This window comes from Candidatus Coatesbacteria bacterium (genome assembly GCA_014728225.1).
Lineage (GTDB): Bacteria > RBG-13-66-14 > RBG-13-66-14 > RBG-13-66-14 > RBG-13-66-14 > WJLX01.
The window spans coordinates 1-15,527 of record WJLX01000171.1; the positions used below are offsets into that span (position 1 = coordinate 1).

Genomic DNA, 15,527 nt, shown 5'->3' on the forward strand with positions numbered 1-15,527 from the left:
CCCTGGAACGGGGGGAGTAGCGACCGGCCGACGATCTCAACCGCACTCGTTACAGGGGGGCGACCCACGGGTCGACCCCCGCTTGCCGTATTCAGGCTTTGACGCCGGGTGCTTAACGCTGGGAGCCCGTTGAACCCCGCCGCCGCGGGGCGGCTCGGGCGGCGGAACTGGCACGGTTTTTGCATCTCGGCGACCGTTACCAATGAGGATAACGGTCCGCCTCAGCAAAAACCGTGCCAGTTCCGCCGGGGCGGTAACCCGGCGCCTGCATTGGTTCGCCGGGGTTCAACGGGCTCCCAGCGTTAAGCACCCGGCGTCAAAGCCTGAATACGGCAAGCGGGGGTCGACCCGTGGGTCGCCCCCCTGTAACGAGTGCGGTTGAGATCGTCGGCCGGTCGCTACTCCCCCCGTTCCAGGGCCCGTAGTTGACGGTGGAAGCGCCCGTAGTGCCAGTGAGCCAGGTCCATGTCCCGGTCGTCGCGGACCTCGGCGTAGCGTCCCACGGCGCGGACGGCGGCCCGCAATTCATCCTTGGCGAAACCGGCCCGGTCGTGGAAGCTGTCGACCTCGCCGATCTCGGCCATCCAGGGCGTGACCGAGAACGGGGTGCCTTCGGCGACGACGCTGTCGGCCTTGATCATCAACCGCTCGCCGATGCGGCGCAGCTCGGCGGCGGTCTGCCGGGGATTCTCGAAGACGCCGTAGACGGTCAGCACGACGATCGTCGCCGCCAGCAACAGCCCGAGAACGACCAGCCAGCCCCACAGCCGGCGTCTCTCGGCGCGATGTTCACTCATCGCGGGCCTCCTCGAGGGCGGTGGTGTAGTCGTCGAAGTAATTCTGGGCGGCGACCAGGTCGCCGGGCAGCTCGCCGGTACGATAGGCCGCCAGGGCGTCGACGGCGGCCCGCAGGTTGACGACGGCCCGGGCGGCGGCGTCCGTCGATTCGTCGAATTCGTCCAGGGCCCGGCGGTACTCGGCGGGAGCGAAGTCGTCCAGACGCTCCTGCTTGACCAGGTGGGGCGCCAACTGGTCACCCAACTCCGCCAGCTCGTTCAGGACGGCGGCTTCGGCGGGCTCCTCCTCGCCGCAAGCGGCGACGAGGACAAGGATCAGCAGGGCCGGCAAAAGGGCCGTTCGACCGGCTTGCGCGAGCATCGGCGGCCTCCCGCAGTGATTGCGCTTGCAGTGAATGAACTGGTCGACGGTTACTCGGTCAGCTCCTCGAGGACCTCCCACTCGCCGTCCTCGACGCCCAGGGCCTCTTCGAGGCCGGGGCGCCACCAGGAGTCGTCCTCGGTGGCCGAGAGGGCCAGGGCCTCGACCAAACCGGCCAGCGGTTCGGCGACCAGGGCGGCGGGGCGTGTCAGGGGACCTTGCTCGATCTGCCGCCGCGTCTCGGGTCCCGAGGGCAGGCGGTGGATGACCAGCACGATCGCCGCACAGACCAGAAAGCCCTTGAGGAAACCGACGACGGCGCCGACGAGGTGGTTGACCCAGCCGGCGATGGTGGCGTCGATCAGCTTGGAGATGACCTTGCCCAGGAAGAGCAGCAGGACCATCGCGGCGATGAAGACCACGAGGAAGGCCAGGGGTCCGGAGATGTCGAAGCTGCCGCCCAGGCCCTCGAACAGCCGCCCCACGGGGACATAGAGTACGCTGGCCAGCATCAGGGCGAAGATGAAGCCCACCAGGCCGACCAGCTCGTTGATCAGCCCGGCCACGGCGCCGCGGATCAGCGCGGCCGCCATCAGGATCAGGAATAACCAGTCGAGCCAGCCCATCGCGAACTCCTTAGAGGGTGCAGGCGGTGCAGAGGGCGATGGAATTCAGCTTGGTCTCGGCGTCGTCGGCCCGGGAGAGCAGGACGATCGGCGCCGCGGCACCGGCGATCAGGCCGCCGATCTTGGCCCCGGCCAGGTAGAGCAGGCCCTTGGCGAAGATGTTGCCGGCGCGGATATCGGGCACCAGCAGGATGTCGGCCCGTCCGACGACTTCGCCGCCGATACCCTTGATCGCTGCCGCTTCGGCGCTGACGGCCAGGTCCAGGGCCAGCGGGCCGTCGACCTCGCAGGGGCCGAACTGCCCCCGGGCGGCCATCTGGGTCAGCGAGGCGGCGTCCAGGGTGTCGGGCATGTCGGGGTTGACCTTCTCCACGGCGCCCAGCACGGCGGCGCGGGGCCGCTGGTAGCCCAGCTTGCGCAGGGAGGCCACGGCGTTGTGCAGGATGGCGGCCTTGGTCGGCAGGTCGGGGCAGATGTTCATCCCGCCGTCGGTGACCCACAGCAGGCGCTCCTGACCGGGAACCTCGAGGGCGGCGATGTGGCTGAGCAGCTTACCCGAGCGCAGACCGCGCTCCTTGTCCAGCACGGCCTTGAGCAGGGTGCCGGTGGAGACGGCGCCCTTCATCACCATCCCGGCTTTTCCGGCGCGGACCAGCTCGACGGCGCGGGCGGCGATCGCGGTGTCACCGGCGACGTCGACGATCTCGCCGGCCGCCTCGACGCCGGCCTTGTCGGCGGCGGCGCGGATCTCGGCCTCCGATCCGACGAGGACGGCCTCGGCCACGCCGGCCTCCCGGGCCGCGGCGACGGCCTCGAGGGTACTGGCGTGGGCGGCGCCGGCCACGGCCAGCACCTGACCCGTACGTTCGCTCACCCGTCGGCGGATCTCGCTGAACGACTTGATCATGCAAACCTCCTTAACGGACCGTCGCCCGCGGCGAGGATCCGTCGAGTCCGGGGTTGATCGATTGTTGGACGGTTAGCCGCCGCTCTCGAGTTCGGCCAGGGCCCGCTCGGCGGCGGGGTAATCCGGGCGCAGTTCGAGGGCGCGGCGGTAGGCCGACGCCGCGGCGGCGGCGTCGTCCAGAGCGGCGTGGGCCCGGCCGGTCAGGTAGTTGGCCCGGGCGTCGTCGGCCTCGGCGGCCAGGGCGGTTTCCAGCTCGGCGAGGGCCGCGGCGGGTTCGCCGGAACGCAGCAGGGCGTCGCCCAGGTAGATCCGGGCCTCGAGGAAGTCGGGATCGTGCTCCAAGGCCCGGCGGTAGGCCGTAGCGGCGGCGGCGAAATCGCCCCGGGCGAAGGCGGCGTCGCCCGCGCGCAGGGCCTCCAGGGCCGCCGGATCCCGGCTGGTGAAACCGATCTCCTCCTCGTCGGTCAGCAGGCCCGTCACCCGGATGACCTCCCGGGCCAGGGGCTGGAGGGGGTCGAGCTCCAGGGCGGCCTCGGCCCGGGCCAGAGCGCCGGAGAGCCGTCCGTGGCGCAGCTCCAGCAGGGCCAGCCAGGCCAACGGCTCGGCTGCGCCGTTCTCGAGTTCGGCGGCGTGGCGGAAGGCCTCGCCGGCCCCCTCGAGGTCGCCGCGGCCGTAAGCCAACTGGCCCAGGGCCAGATGGTAGGGGTAGCAGGCGCCGCGCACCCGCTCGGAGTAGGAGTCGGTCAGCCGGGCCAGCCGTCCCTCGACCTCGCCGGTACCGTCCTCGAGGGCCTCGATGATCCGCCAGCTCTCGGCGGCCAGCTCGCGCAGCAGGGCCGATTCGGGCAGCACCAGGGGCGGGACCTCGCGCACCTCGACGGCGCCGGCGGCGGTGACGCATAACAGGATGGCCAGACTGAGCAGGCGGCGGATCATCGGTTCAATCCCGGTGGGGTTCGATGGAGTCTTCGTTGACGGTGATCAGCTCCCGGGCCCGGCGCAGCAACAGCTCGCGCAGCTCGGGGGGCGACTGCACCCGGGCGTCGCCGCCGAAGCCGGCCAGCCAACGGACCAGCTCCTCCAGGTGGGCCGTGCGCAGGGTCAGCACCACGCTGCCGTCGGCGCGGAAGCTCAGCCGCTGGCTGGGGTGCCACTCGCGCTCGGCGACCAGGCGGGCGGCCTCACCGCGGAACTCGAGGGCCACCCGGTGCTCCGGGGCGCCCAGCCGGAAGCCGAAGGCGTCGGCCAGGGCGGCGTCGAGGTCGAAATCCCGCGGGACCGTGTAGCGCTCATCGGTCTCGCGCAGGCCCTTGATCCGGGCCAGCGGCAGGGCAGCGCGCTCGTCGGCGCCGACCTCCAGGCCCAGCAGGTGCCAGGCCGTGTTGAGATGCACGACGTGGTAGGTCTCGAACTCCAGGGCCCGCCAACCGCCCGTCGCCGGTTCGTAGAGGTCGAGGGTCACCCGGCGCCGGCGGCGCAGGGAGCGGGCGGCGGCCTCGACGACGGCGGTGTCGAGGCGTCGGGTACGCCGGGCGGCGTAGTCGAAGGCGGCGACCTCGGCCTCGACGATCAGCAGCTCGTTCTCGGTCAACAGCTCGCGCAGGCGGCCCAGCAGGCCGGCCAGGGCCGGAGCGCGGGGCTGACCCGCCGTCTGCTCGACCAGTTTGCCCGCCAGCAGCAGCCCGACCATCTCGCCGTGGCGGATGAAGTTGGCCGGCAGGACGTAGCTCGGATCGGTATAGTAGTAACCGCCGCCGCCGTCGCTGCGCCGGTAGGCCAGCGGCGCGCCGAGCTGGTCGCGCAGGTAGGCCAGGTCGCGGTAGACGGTCCGCTCGGCGACCTCGAAGCGGCGGGCCAGCTTTTCGACCGTCGGCAGCCCGCCGGCGCGCACCAGGCGGTCGATCTCCAGCAGGCGGCGCAGGGCCGTCTTGTTGGGCCACTCCAGACCGTTGTGCGGCGTCATGAGCACCCTCCACGGCGGCGCTCGAACTCCTCGAGCAGCTCCCGGGGGCGCGAGGTCCCCAGGCGGTTGGCTCCGGCCTCGAACAGGGCGGCGGCGTCGTTCAGGCTGCGGATCCCGCCGGCGGCCTTGACGTCCATCGCCGTACCCACGGCGTTGCGCAGCACCTGGACGTGGTCGGTCCGCGTCGCTCCCCGCGTGCCGGTGGCCGTCTTGACGAACTCCGCCCCGGCCTCCAGGCACAGCTCGGCTCCCCGGGCCATCTCCTCGGGCTCCAGCAGGGGGCACTCCAGGATGATCTTGAGTACGCACCCCCGGGCGGCCCGGCGGAGCTCGGCCAGCTCGGCGGCCAGCTCCCGGGTCCGGCGAGTCTTGAGCAAACTCAGGTCGGGGACGGCGTCGAGTTCATCGGCCCCGGCGTCCAACAGCTCGCCGATCTCGGCGACCTTGCGCGCCGTCGGGCGGCCGCCGAGGGGGAAGTCGACCACCCCGATCAGGTCCAGAGCGCCGCCGGCCCCGTCGATCAGCCGCCGCGCGGCGGCCAGATGGCGGGGCAGCACGCACAGGCCCTTGACCCCCAGCTCCAGGCAGTCGGACACGCAGCTTTCCAGCTCCGTCCGCGTGGCCGCGGGCCCCAGCAGGGCGGCGTCGATCGTCCAGGCCAGGGAGGCCCGGCTGATGCGCTCCAGCAGGGAGCGGCCGTGGCGCAGGCTGACCGGCGGCGTTTCCACTAGTCGGCGGCTCCCCCGCCGTCGTCCCGGGCGGGTTCGGCGTTGTCGGCCTCGCCGCCGTTATCGGCGCCCTCTTCGTCGGCCTCCCGCTCCGTCGTCGCCGTGTCGGAGCTCTCGCCCGTCCGCTCGCCGATGTAGTTCAGCCGCAGCTCGGTCAGCACCTGGTCGAGCATCCGGCGTTCGCCGTCTTCCAGGCCGTTACGCAGCTTGTAATCGAGAGTCTCCAGCAGATCGATGGTCGAGCGGGCGGCGTCCAGATCGCGCCGGACCTCCCCCGTGGTCGGCTCGGCCAGCTTGCCCAGCTGGACCATGGCGCTGGAGTGGAGGGAGTAGACCAGGGCGGTGAAGCGGGCGGTGTGCAATTTTCGTTCTTCGTCCATTGAAACCTCCCGGCGGCGGGGTTCGACAGGGTTGGTCACCGCGCGGACGTCAATCCAGTGTCTCCTGCAGCTCCTGGAGCAACTGCTTCTGCTTGCGGCTGAGCCGCTTGGGCACCCAGGACTTGACGGTGACCCGCAAATCGCCGCGGCGGCCGCCGCCGACGGCGGGGAAACCGGCCCGGCGGATCTTGAACACGGTGTCGGGCTGGGTGCCGGCGGGGATCTTCAACTCCTCGGTCCCCTCGAGGGTCGGCACGGCGACGCGGTCGCCCAGGGCCAGTTGGGGGTAGGAGAGCTCCAGCTCCAGCAACAGGTCGCGACCGTTGCGGCCGAAGTGCTGGTGCGGTTCCAGTCCGACCTCGAGGTACAGGTCGCCGCGGATCCCCGGCACGCTGCCGTCGTGGCCCTCGCCGGAGACCCGGATACGCTGGCCGTCATCGATGCCGGCGGGGATGCGGACCTTGACCCGTCGGCGCCGCAACAGCCGCCCCCGGCCGTCGCAGTCCGCGCAGGGCTCGCTGATGATCTTGCCCGCGCCGCCGCACTCCGGGCAGGTCGTCTCCAGGCGCATGAAACCGGCGGAGCGGACGACGCGGCCGCGCCCCCGGCAGGTGGGGCAGGTCTGGGGTTCGTGGCCGGGCTCGGAGCCCGAGCCGCCGCAGCGATCGCAGATCTCCTCGCGCTCCAGGGTCAGGGTGCGCTCGAGGCCCTCCAGGGCCTGGCGATAGTCGATCTCCACCCGGGCGGCGATGTCGCCCCCCCGGCGCATCCGTCGGCCGCGGCGCCCGCCGCCCATCGGTCCGCCGAACAGCCCGCCGAAGAGGTTGCCGAAGAGGTCGAAGATGTCGGAGACGTCGTCGAAGCCCCGGTAGCCGCGCCCTTTCAGCCCGTCGTGGCCGTGGCGGTCGTAGACGGCCCGCTTCTGGTCGTCGGAGAGGACCTGGTAGGCCTCCGAACACTCCTTGAAGCGCTCCTCGGCCGCGGGGTCGTCGGGGTTGCGGTCCGGATGGTACTGCAGGGCCTTCTTGCGGTAGGCGCGCTTGATGGTCGCCTTGTCGGCGTCCCGGGAGACCTCGAGGATCTCGTAGTAGTCACGTTCGTGGATGGTCATCGGTGAAGTACCGGGTTGTTGGAATGAATAAGACGGTTGAAGAGCGCAGTCACTCTGGCTGGCACGGCTTCGCTTCTTCGGCGAAGACCTTCAATCCTGCTCGGATTACTTGGTGCAACAGTTCGATTCGACCAGCAATGTTCTTTCTGGTCTGCTCTTTTTCCTCTTCTGCGTATCCTTTTGCTGTTGCAAGACTGGAGAATAGCTCGATATCCTCCCGCAACAAAACCGGATTGTGTAAAAGTTCTTCATGGCACTCGTAACATAAAATTCCAAAATCATGTTCGAATTCTGCCAGATCTGATTCGGAGAGAATCGCTTCACGCTGCTCGTTTGGTCTGTTCTTTGACCTGCCGAAAAAGCGTTCTGGTACGAAATGGTGTGCGGTTGCGTGTGAACGCCCCCGGATAGTTGGTTGGGCGTACTCGCCCTCCCGGTGAAGAGTACAGCCGCATATCGCGCATTTCTCCATAATCGAGCTTCTTCGGCTTTCTACTTTTCTTTACTACTGAGTTTGGGTAATCCTTAGCGAGAGGTTTCGAAGACCACCGGTTCCCAGCTCTCGCAGTGGGGGTTGGCCAGCAGGCCGGCGTCGCGGGCCCGGCAGTCCACCAGGGCCGCCAGGTTCTCGCCGCCGGCCGAACCCTCCAGCCAGAGGGTCCAGAGGACGGCGTACTCGACGCCCTCGACCCCCGTCAGGCCGAGGTTGTTCCGGCAGTAGGCCCGGGCGTCGCGGCCGCGGAAGTCGTCCAGTTTGCGCACCAGTGCGCCGTGGGCCTTACCCGCACGCCGTGCGGGGGGTTCGAGGCCGGTCAGGGAGGCCACCCGCCGCCAGGTGTGCTTGGCCGGGTTGACGAAACGGCTGCTGCCCTCGAGGAGTTCCTCCGTCAGCTCCGCCGGCTCGAAGTCGCCGCGGAAGCGCCAGAGCTCCTCGCGCTCCAGGGCCGCCAGCTCAGCGTGGCCCATCAGCTCGCGCAGGGCCAGCCGGGCGCTGACCGCCACGGTGTCCGGGGTTTTCAACCGCACCAACAGGTTGAGTTCGGCCATCGCTATCCCACCCCCAGATGCGCCGCCAGGGAGCCGAAGATCTTGCGGCCCGGTCCGGGCGCGTCCAGCGGTGTCGAGCCGTTGAGCTCGCGCCGCCGCCCGCCCCACTCCCCGGCCAGGTAACTCGGCAGTTGCCAGAGCCGTTCCGCCCGCTCAGGATGCGGCATCAGCGCCAGGACGTTGCCCGCCGCGTTGCCCAGACCGGCCAGGTCGAACAGAGAACCGTTGGGGTTGTCCGGATAACCCGCGGCGGCATCGCCGCCGGGCGAAACGTAGCTTAACACACCCAGCCCCGCGGCGCTAATCCGCTCCGCCACCTCCGGGTCCGCCGTGGTGAAACGCCCCTCGCCGTGGGCCAGGGGCAGGGGCCAGACCTCACCCGGCGCGAACCGCGTCGTGAACAGACTCTTCTGCGGCTCGGCGACCTCGACGTAACACCAGCGGCAGAGGTAGCCGCGCTCGTTGGCGTCCAGGGCCGCCTCCACCGGATGGCCCTCCGCCAACCCCGGCACCAGGCCGCTCTCCAGCAGCACCTGGGCGCCGTTGCAGATGCCCAGCACCGGCTTGCCCGCCTCGGCCGCCTCCACAATCACATCCAGTACCGCCTCCTTGGCGGCGATGGCCCCGGCGCGGACCCGGTCCTCGAAGCTGAAGCCGCCGGCCAGCAGGAAGGCGTCGGCGGCGCGCAGCTTCTCCGGCTGGTTCCAGCGGATGATCTCCGCCTCCAGACCCGCGGCGCGGCAGGCGCGGGCGCTCTCGTACTCGCAGTTGGTGCCGGGAAAGGCCAGCACGGCGACGGTGGGCATGGTTCAACTCCTGTTACGTCGGCGGATGCTCGAGATTGGTTCGGCTCCAGCCCCTGTCAACGGGGGCTGTGATGGCGGATCGGCTTGAGGGTTGTCCGGTTCACTCTCCCCACTGAGAATAATTTGAGCTGGGGGGCTCTTCTGAGGATCAACTCGGCAATCCTCAGCGGTACAGCAGGCAGATTCCATAAGACATCATGGCCTTGCGCCGGCCGGTCGGCCCCGGTCCCGCTTCAGACGAATGAGCCATACCCCGGCGGCGGTCGGCGCTTCAGTACTCCCCGGCCTCGGCGCCCAGCTCCTCCCGACCGGTGATGGTTACCGGTTCGATGACGATCAGCAGGGTCCGCTCGACATCGGCGGCGGTCAGCGGGTCGTGCCCGCCTTGCGGATCGTAGGCCTCGAGGAAAGCCCGCAGCAGGGGCAGCTTCTCGGCGACCTCCTCGACGAGGTCGGCCCGGCCCTCGACGAGGACGCTGCGCCAGGGCAGGTAGCAGCCGCCGCGCCCGTGGGGCGTCGCGGAGGCCGCGGCGGCGCCGACGCCAAAGCAGACCCGGGGGTCGCGGCGCAGATGCTCCAGCTTGCGGCCGTGCAGGGCGGTGTGGATCAGCACCCGTCCGGCGTGCCAGAGGTAGTTGAGCGGTAAGATGTAGGGGCCGTCGTCGCCGTTGACGGCCAGCCAGCCGATCTCGCCCTCGGCGAGCCGCCGCTCGCACCACTCGCGGTCGCGGTCGACGATGCTCATCACAGCCTCCCTATCCCCCGTACCAGCAGGGCTCTTCGCCCGTGGTCAGCTCAACGTCCTCCCCCGTCTCCAGGTTCAGCAGGTGGATGGTGTTGCGGTAGCTGGGCAGCCAGCCGAGGGGGTCGTACTCGGTGTCGGGCGCAGCAACGTCAGGGGGCGCGCTTTCTTCTTCTTCGTCGACAGCCTCGTCGTCCTCGGGCAGGCTCTTCTCCGGGTTGTGACGGCGACCGGGCTCGTAGTGGTAGTTCTCGTGCTGGTAGCCGTGCTCGTCGGTCGGGTACTCGAGGGGGTACTCGACGTGGTAGTAGATGTAGCGACGGTCACCGGCGAAGCAGGGTCCGCCGCAGTCCGCGGGCAGGTCGGTCAGCCGGTCGAAGTCCCCGGAGGCGGCGTCGTAGAGGTAGATGTCGAAGGACTCCCGCGCCGCCGGGCGGAAGGTCAGGGCGAAGAGCGAGCCGTCGGGGGCGAGGGCGTACTCCTTGACCTCGCCGCGAAAGCTCTCCAGCATCTCGGGCTCACCGTCGGGGAGCTCGAGGTACATCAGCTCGCTGTAATCGGCCCCGGTGGCGGCGTGGATGAAGTAGAGGGCCTCGCCGTCGGGGCTCCAGACGGGCCAACGGGCCCACTCTTCGAGGTCGGTCAGCCGGCGGACACCGGCGGGGTCGTCGAGGTCGAAGAGCACGATCTCGGCGCCGTCGCCCAGCGAGGCGCAGGCCACCCGCTGTCCGGCGGGGTCGAGGGCGGGCAGGCCGTCCCACCAGCCGCTGTCGTAGAGCGGCACGGGTTCACCCGCCGCGAAATCGTAGCGGTAGAGGTCCCAACCGCCCGCAGCGTCGGCGGCGAAGACCAGCACGGCCCCGTCGGGGCTGCTCGTCAGCGTGACGCCCATGTCGGTGCAGCCGAAGAGCTCGTCGATCAGCTCGACGTCGGCGCCGTCGGCCTCCATGCGGTAGAGGCGTCCGGCGCGTTCGAAGTAGACGGCGCCCTCGAGGGCCGGCGCGGTCGCGGCGGCCGCCAGTAGGATGATGAGCCAGCGGCGCATGGTCCTCCTTCAGCGCGTCTCGCCGTAGCTGGGGACGACGCAGCCGTTCCAGGTCACCCGGTAGACGTTGTCGGTGTCCAGGGAGTAGGCGAAGATGTCGGTGTAGGTGTCGTCGAAGAGGATGGTCCGGCCGTCGGCGGTGAAGCGCGGGAAGCGCTTGGCCCCGCCGTCTTCGGTCAGGCGGCGCTCCGTGTCGTCCCCGAGGTCGCGCAGGTAGAGGTCGAAGCCGCCGTCGCCGTCGGCGTCCTGGACGTAGACCAGGCTTTCACCGTCGGGGCTCCAGGAGGGGTACATCCCGGCGGCGACGCGCCGGGGAGCGGCGCCGTCGGCGTCCATGACGTAGACCTCGTAGCCGCCGGTGTAGGCACCGCGCTTGCTCATGAAGGCGATGCGTTCGCCGTCGGGGCTCCAGGCGGGATAGGAATCCTCGGCGCCGTGGTTGGTCAGGCGGGTGAGGTCGGAACCGTCGGCGGCGACGGCGTAGATTTCCCAGTTGCCGTCGCGCTCGGTGTGGAAGGCGATCCGTCGGCCGTCGGGGCTCCAGCAGGGGGCGTCCTCGATGTGCGGCGTGTCGAGCAGAGCCTGCTGGTCGCCGCCGTCGGGGTCCATCAGGTAGAGGTCGAGGTCGCCGCCGCGTTTCGAGCTGAAAACGATCCGGCGGCCGTCCGGGGTGATCGCCGACTGCCAACTGAGACCGTCGAAGGTCAATTGACGTCCCGCCGTCGTGGCCAGGTCCAAGGCGTGGATGTCGCCGGCCAGGTGGAAGATCACCGTGCCCGCGAGATCCAGACCGACCAGGTAGGGGGTGTCGCCTTCGGGCAGCTCGACGGGCAGGGCGCCGGCGGCCTCGGCGACGGAGCCGGCCAGCTCGCGGCAGACCCGGGGGATGCGGCTCTCCCGGGAGGCCGTTTCCTGGCGCCCGACGACGACCTCGCCCGACTCAGCGTCGACGAAGCGGGCGGCCACGGTGTAGGAGCCGGCCAACTGGGTCAGGCTGCCCACCAGGACGTAGTCGGCGCCCAGCAGCTCGCCGACCTCGACGGCGGTCTCGGCGTCGACGACCCCGGAGAGGGCCAGGGCCTGCTCGGACATCACGTCGGCCAGGCGGGCGCGCTCGACCAGGTCGAGCTCCGCGTGCTCGGCCAGGCCGGCGCGGAAGAGCTCGGCGGCGCCCCGGGCCAGCACCTCGGCGCAGCCGACGGCCTCGAAGTCCACTACGGCGATCGTCGGCCCGGCGAGGGCCGCCGCGGCCAGAATCGCTACGAAGAGCGTTGTCAACAGGCGTTTAGTCATCTCATCTCCCTAGAGAAGAGTAGTCCTTCACTCGACCGGGCGCCAGGCGGGTTCGTAATCCCAGCTGCTGTTGTTGGTCAATTGCCGCTGGTTACTCCCGTCGGCGTCCATCACAAAGATTTCCCAGTTTCCGCCGCGGAAGGCCTGGAAAGCGATGCGGCCCCCACCGGAAGAGGCGGATGTTCCGCTGTACGGCAGGCCGGTGAGCTCCGCCGCCAGCCGGCGGCAGACTTCGGGCAATTCGTCTTCATTGTTTACAGTTTCTGTCTTACCCAGGGCCGCCTCCGCCGTCTCGACGTTTATGTAGCGTACAGAGACGGTAAAAGTGCCGCCAAGGCCGGTTACGCTACCAACCGCTACATACTCAGCTCCGACTAACTTTCCAAATTCTACCGCCGTGCTGCTATCGATCAGGCCACTGACCTGGAGTGATTGTTCCTCAATGACTCGCTCCAACTGTGCTCGTTCGATCACACGAAACTTGCCGGTGTCGATGATCTCGGTGCGGAGGATCTCGCCCACGGCGTCGGCGATGCCCTGGTCGCAGTTCTTGGCCTCAAACTCGACGATGGCCACGGCGGGTTGATCGGCCGCAGCGGCGGCGACAGTGATGAGTAGTACAAGAGAAAGCCGTCTCATTGTTTACTCCTCGAGGCTTTACTAAAAGGGGTCGGTGGTAGCCAGCCAGTATGCATCAGGCAATTTCACTCCACCGGGCACCAGGCGGGAAACCTACCTCCTTCTGTGGTCAATTGCCGCTGGTTGCTCCCGTCGGCGTCCATCACAAAGATTTCATCGTCCCCGTCGCGTTCGGACACGAAAGCGAGGCGGCGGCCGTCGGGACTCCAGGCGGGATACATACCTCCTTCTGTGGTCAATTGCCGCTGGTTACTCCCGTCGGCGTCCATCACAAAGATTTCATCGTCCCCGTCGCGGTCGGAGTGGAAGGCGAGGCTGGCCGACGAGGACCCCGACGAACAGCTGCAATCACCTTCGGAGCCGCTGTCCGGCGGGCCGGTAAGGGCCGAGGCGGTACAAAGGAGTGCGATCAATAACGGGGCGATCTTCTTCATGGTCGGTTGTTAGTTTGTCTGCTGCGAAGGTGGGAATCATGCTTCAGGCACCGAAGACACCGTCCAGGCCGTGGAGCCACAACTCGCGCAGCTCGTCCAGGGGCTCGTTGACCAGGTGGTGCTCGCCGTAACGCACGACGAGGCGGCGCTCGCGCACCGCGGTGCCCAGGGGCTCGACCTCGAGGCCCAGGCCGCGGAAGTAGAGGACGGCCTCGGCCCCGGCGCCGGCCTCGACGGCCACCAGGTAGCCCGGGGTCTCGTTGAACAGCAGGGCGGCGGGCTCGGCGCCGCCGTGGAGGTTGTGCAGGTTGACCCGCAGGCCGACGCCGGGGAAGAGGTAGGTGCCGAGGGCCATCTCGGCCAGGGCGGTCAGCAGGCCGCCGTCGGAGATGTCGTGGCAGGCCGTGGCCCGTCCGCCGGAGACGAAACCGACGATCCCGGCCAGCTCGGCCCGCCAGCGCTCGAGGTCCGGGCGGGGCAGGGGCCCGGCGACGTCGCCGTAGACGGCCTCGTAGTACTGGCTGCCGCCGAGCTCGGCGCCGCGACGGCCGACGAAGAGCAGCTCCTGGCCGGGTACGGTCAGATAGCTCGGCGTGGCGCGACGTACGTCGTCCAGCACGCCGACGCAGGCGATGATCGGACTGGGCGGCACGGCCACCCCGGCGGCGGACTGATTGTAGAAGCTGACGTTGCCGGAGACCACGGGCAGCGGCGAGTCCGGCTCGCCAACCAGGCCCAGGCCCCGGCAGGCGTCGCCGATGCCCTCGAGACCGGCGGCGAACTGGCCGAAAATCTCGGGCACCTCGGGGTTGCCGTAGTTGAGACAGTCGGTGATCGCCGTCGGCCGGGCGCCGACGCAGGCCACGTTGCGCGCCGCCTCGCAGACGGCCAGCACGGCGGCGGCGTAGGGATCGATCGCGCCGTGGCGCGGGTTGCCGTCGACGCTTACCGCCACCCCGGCCGCGCAGCCCTCGAGGGGGGCGACGACACCGGCGTCGGCCTCGCCGGGACGCAGGACGCTGCGCCCCTGAACCTCGCAGTCGTAACGCTTGAACAGCGGGTAGCGCGCGGCCCCGGCCGGTGAAGCCAGCATCCCGCGCAGGATTCCTCCCCAGCTTTCGGACGGCTTCTCCCGCCGGGGAGCGCCGGGGGCGGGTCGCAGCCGACGGGGGCGCTCGTGGTAGACGCCATGGGTGATGGCTCGGGTACTGACGTTGCAGATCGGCCGCTCCGCCGTCTCCTCGCCCCGCCAGAACAGGCGGTAGCGGTCCTCGGGGACGATCTCGCCGATGACCGTGGCCGCGGCGCCGACGGCGGTGTTGCCCAGCTCCCAATCCCGGTTGAAGATGGCGCAGAAATCGTCGGCCGCCCGCGCCGGAACGGCGTACATGTAGCGCTCCTGGGTCTCCGAGCAGGCCACGACGTAGGGCGGCAGGCCGTCAATCGAGACGGGTACGCGGTCCAGGTGGACGTCGGCGCCCATCCCCGCCGCGGCCGCCATCTCGCTGGTGGCGCAGGCCAGGCCCCCCGCGCCCAGGTCCTTCATTCCAAAGGGGATGCTCCGCTCGCGCAGCCAGGCCCAGGCCGCCTTGTTGGCCTCGGTCAGCACCCGGGAGAGGAAGGGATCCGGTACCTGGACCGCCCCCCGGTTCTCCTCCGCCTCGTCCAGGTCCACGCTGGCGAAGGCCGCCCCGCCGAAGCCCGAATCGTCGGTTGCCTTGCCCACCAGAACGTAGACGTAAGCTTCATCGGCCGCCTCGTCGGGCACCCGGGAATGGATGATCTCGTCAACCCGCACCAAACCAACGGCGACGACGTTGACCAGGCAGTTGTCGTCGAAGCTTCCCGAGAAGTAAACATCACCGCCCAAATTGGGCACGCCGAGGGGGTTGCCGTAACCGCCGATGCCGTCGACGACGCCGGCGGCCACCTCGGCCGAACGGGTGCCCCGGGGACCGGCCGGATCGCCCAGCCGCAAAGGATCGAGGACGGCGAAGACCTCGCCGCCCATGCAGTAGACGTCGCGGACGATGCCGCCGATGCCCGTCGCCGCGCCCTCGTAGGGCACCACCTGGCTGGGATGGTTGTGGCTCTCGTGGGCGATGACGACGCCGTATTCCACCCCCGCGTACTCGACGAAGCGCACGATGCCCGCGTCTTCGGCCGGACCCTGGATGACCGTCGGACCCTCCGTCGGCAGATGCTCCTTGAGCAGCTTGCGGCTCGACTTGTAGGAGCAGTGCTCGCTCCACATGATGTTGAACAGGTGCAGCTCGACCGGGGAGGGCTCCCGACCCAGCAGCTCGACGAGCCGGCGCAGCTCCTCCGGGGTCAACTGAACGTTCAGCTCCCCGAGCCTGTTCCGCAGCCCGTCGTCGTCGAGGCCGCCCAGGTTCAACTCATCCAGACTCGAAGGGGGGCGTTTCTCAGGCATCATCCGGCTCCATCATCCCGCTATCTCTTTGAGAAAGTGTTAGTTACAAGCGAACTAGATTATACTTCAGCCCCGAAGGGCTGTCAACAAGCGGACCGTTGTCAACCTTCAAGGCACGGCAATGCACACGGCCGCTCCCGCCCGGGCGGGAGCGGCCGTGTGCATTGCCGTGCCTTGAAGGTTGACAACGGTCCGCTTGTTGACAGCCCTTCGG

The 15,527-nt window shown here is 69.3% G+C and carries 18 protein-coding genes; all 18 read right to left on the bottom strand.

The annotated features are described in order from the left end of the window. Positions 1-398: 398 nt before the first annotated feature. Positions 399-797 (bottom strand): hypothetical protein, encoded by a 399-nt coding sequence (locus GF399_12250; protein ID MBD3401083.1) that lies wholly within the window; start codon positions 795-797, stop codon positions 399-401. After that, entirely contained in the window at positions 790-1,158 is a 369-nt protein-coding gene (locus tag GF399_12255; GenBank protein ID MBD3401084.1) for a hypothetical protein, read from the bottom strand. The genes GF399_12250 and GF399_12255 overlap by 8 nt, the downstream gene beginning before the upstream one ends. 50 nt (positions 1,159-1,208) lie before the next feature. Continuing rightward, positions 1,209-1,784: a hypothetical protein gene (locus GF399_12260; GenBank protein MBD3401085.1), complete on the bottom strand. Its 576-nt coding sequence runs from the start codon at positions 1,782-1,784 to the stop codon at positions 1,209-1,211. A gap of 10 nt (positions 1,785-1,794) precedes the next feature. Then, positions 1,795-2,691 carry a bifunctional enoyl-CoA hydratase/phosphate acetyltransferase gene (locus GF399_12265; GenBank protein MBD3401086.1) on the bottom strand — a complete coding sequence of 299 codons (897 nt, stop codon included), beginning with the start codon at positions 2,689-2,691 and terminating at the stop codon, positions 1,795-1,797. Between the two features lie 72 nt (positions 2,692-2,763). After that, positions 2,764-3,627: a tetratricopeptide repeat protein gene (locus GF399_12270; protein MBD3401087.1), complete on the bottom strand. Its 864-nt coding sequence runs from the start codon at positions 3,625-3,627 to the stop codon at positions 2,764-2,766. Between the two features lie 4 nt (positions 3,628-3,631). Then, positions 3,632-4,654: a WYL domain-containing protein gene (locus tag GF399_12275; GenBank protein MBD3401088.1), complete on the bottom strand. Its 1,023-nt coding sequence runs from the start codon at positions 4,652-4,654 to the stop codon at positions 3,632-3,634. Further along, entirely contained in the window at positions 4,651-5,382 is a 732-nt protein-coding gene (deoC, locus tag GF399_12280; protein MBD3401089.1) for a deoxyribose-phosphate aldolase, read from the bottom strand. The genes GF399_12275 and deoC overlap by 4 nt, the downstream gene beginning before the upstream one ends. Next, complete coding sequence (locus GF399_12285; protein ID MBD3401090.1) at positions 5,382-5,762, bottom strand: DUF1844 domain-containing protein; 381 nt, start codon at positions 5,760-5,762, stop codon at positions 5,382-5,384. The genes deoC and GF399_12285 overlap by 1 nt, the downstream gene beginning before the upstream one ends. Positions 5,763-5,811: 49 nt before the next feature. Further along, positions 5,812-6,873, bottom strand: coding sequence for a molecular chaperone DnaJ (dnaJ, locus tag GF399_12290; protein MBD3401091.1), 1,062 nt, complete (start codon positions 6,871-6,873; stop codon positions 5,812-5,814). Between the two features lie 49 nt (positions 6,874-6,922). After that, a complete protein-coding gene (locus GF399_12295) occupies positions 6,923-7,345 on the bottom strand; it encodes a hypothetical protein (GenBank protein MBD3401092.1) in 423 nt (140 codons plus the stop codon). A 53-nt stretch (positions 7,346-7,398) separates the two neighbouring features. Beyond that, positions 7,399-7,920 carry a hypothetical protein gene (locus GF399_12300; protein MBD3401093.1) on the bottom strand — a complete coding sequence of 174 codons (522 nt, stop codon included), beginning with the start codon at positions 7,918-7,920 and terminating at the stop codon, positions 7,399-7,401. A gap of 2 nt (positions 7,921-7,922) precedes the next feature. Next, the gene (gene purQ, locus GF399_12305) at positions 7,923-8,726 is read right to left on the bottom strand and encodes a phosphoribosylformylglycinamidine synthase I (protein MBD3401094.1); all 804 of its coding nucleotides are present in this window, start codon (positions 8,724-8,726) and stop codon (positions 7,923-7,925) included. Between the two features lie 271 nt (positions 8,727-8,997). Then, positions 8,998-9,471, bottom strand: a complete 474-nt coding sequence (locus GF399_12310) for a hypothetical protein (protein ID MBD3401095.1) — start codon at positions 9,469-9,471, stop codon at positions 8,998-9,000. 10 nt (positions 9,472-9,481) lie between these two features. Next, on the bottom strand, positions 9,482-10,513 hold the full coding sequence (locus GF399_12315) for a hypothetical protein (protein ID MBD3401096.1): 1,032 nt from the start codon (positions 10,511-10,513) through the stop codon (positions 9,482-9,484). A 9-nt stretch (positions 10,514-10,522) separates the two neighbouring features. Next, positions 10,523-11,806, bottom strand: a complete 1,284-nt coding sequence (locus tag GF399_12320) for a hypothetical protein (GenBank protein MBD3401097.1) — start codon at positions 11,804-11,806, stop codon at positions 10,523-10,525. A 27-nt stretch (positions 11,807-11,833) separates the two neighbouring features. Then, complete coding sequence (locus tag GF399_12325; protein ID MBD3401098.1) at positions 11,834-12,445, bottom strand: hypothetical protein; 612 nt, start codon at positions 12,443-12,445, stop codon at positions 11,834-11,836. A gap of 65 nt (positions 12,446-12,510) precedes the next feature. Continuing rightward, positions 12,511-12,879: a hypothetical protein gene (locus tag GF399_12330; protein ID MBD3401099.1), complete on the bottom strand. Its 369-nt coding sequence runs from the start codon at positions 12,877-12,879 to the stop codon at positions 12,511-12,513. A 43-nt stretch (positions 12,880-12,922) separates the two neighbouring features. Next, complete coding sequence (gene purL / locus GF399_12335) at positions 12,923-15,316, bottom strand: phosphoribosylformylglycinamidine synthase subunit PurL (protein ID MBD3401100.1); 2,394 nt, start codon at positions 15,314-15,316, stop codon at positions 12,923-12,925. Positions 15,317-15,527 lie beyond the last annotated feature (211 nt).

Excerpts from the sequence above, each read along its gene's own strand:
- purQ (MBD3401094.1), bottom strand. The coding sequence starts at position 8,726 with ATGCCCACCGTCGCCGTGCTGGCCTTTCCCGGCACCAACTGCGAGTAC.
- GF399_12285 (MBD3401090.1), bottom strand. The coding sequence starts at position 5,762 with ATGGACGAAGAACGAAAATTGCACACCGCCCGCTTCACCGCCCTGGTC.
- GF399_12320 (MBD3401097.1), bottom strand. The coding sequence starts at position 11,806 with ATGACTAAACGCCTGTTGACAACGCTCTTCGTAGCGATTCTGGCCGCG.
- GF399_12315 (MBD3401096.1), bottom strand. The coding sequence starts at position 10,513 with ATGCGCCGCTGGCTCATCATCCTACTGGCGGCCGCCGCGACCGCGCCG.
- GF399_12255 (MBD3401084.1), bottom strand. The coding sequence starts at position 1,158 with ATGCTCGCGCAAGCCGGTCGAACGGCCCTTTTGCCGGCCCTGCTGATC.
- GF399_12295 (MBD3401092.1), bottom strand. The coding sequence starts at position 7,345 with ATGGAGAAATGCGCGATATGCGGCTGTACTCTTCACCGGGAGGGCGAG.
- purL (MBD3401100.1), bottom strand. The coding sequence starts at position 15,316 with ATGATGCCTGAGAAACGCCCCCCTTCGAGTCTGGATGAGTTGAACCTG.
- GF399_12330 (MBD3401099.1), bottom strand. The coding sequence starts at position 12,879 with ATGAAGAAGATCGCCCCGTTATTGATCGCACTCCTTTGTACCGCCTCG.
- GF399_12250 (MBD3401083.1), bottom strand. The coding sequence starts at position 797 with ATGAGTGAACATCGCGCCGAGAGACGCCGGCTGTGGGGCTGGCTGGTC.
- GF399_12265 (MBD3401086.1), bottom strand. The coding sequence starts at position 2,691 with ATGATCAAGTCGTTCAGCGAGATCCGCCGACGGGTGAGCGAACGTACG.
- GF399_12275 (MBD3401088.1), bottom strand. The coding sequence starts at position 4,654 with ATGACGCCGCACAACGGTCTGGAGTGGCCCAACAAGACGGCCCTGCGC.
- GF399_12270 (MBD3401087.1), bottom strand. The coding sequence starts at position 3,627 with ATGATCCGCCGCCTGCTCAGTCTGGCCATCCTGTTATGCGTCACCGCC.
- GF399_12325 (MBD3401098.1), bottom strand. The coding sequence starts at position 12,445 with ATGAGACGGCTTTCTCTTGTACTACTCATCACTGTCGCCGCCGCTGCG.
- dnaJ (MBD3401091.1), bottom strand. The coding sequence starts at position 6,873 with ATGACCATCCACGAACGTGACTACTACGAGATCCTCGAGGTCTCCCGG.
- GF399_12300 (MBD3401093.1), bottom strand. The coding sequence starts at position 7,920 with ATGGCCGAACTCAACCTGTTGGTGCGGTTGAAAACCCCGGACACCGTG.
- GF399_12310 (MBD3401095.1), bottom strand. The coding sequence starts at position 9,471 with ATGAGCATCGTCGACCGCGACCGCGAGTGGTGCGAGCGGCGGCTCGCC.
- GF399_12260 (MBD3401085.1), bottom strand. The coding sequence starts at position 1,784 with ATGGGCTGGCTCGACTGGTTATTCCTGATCCTGATGGCGGCCGCGCTG.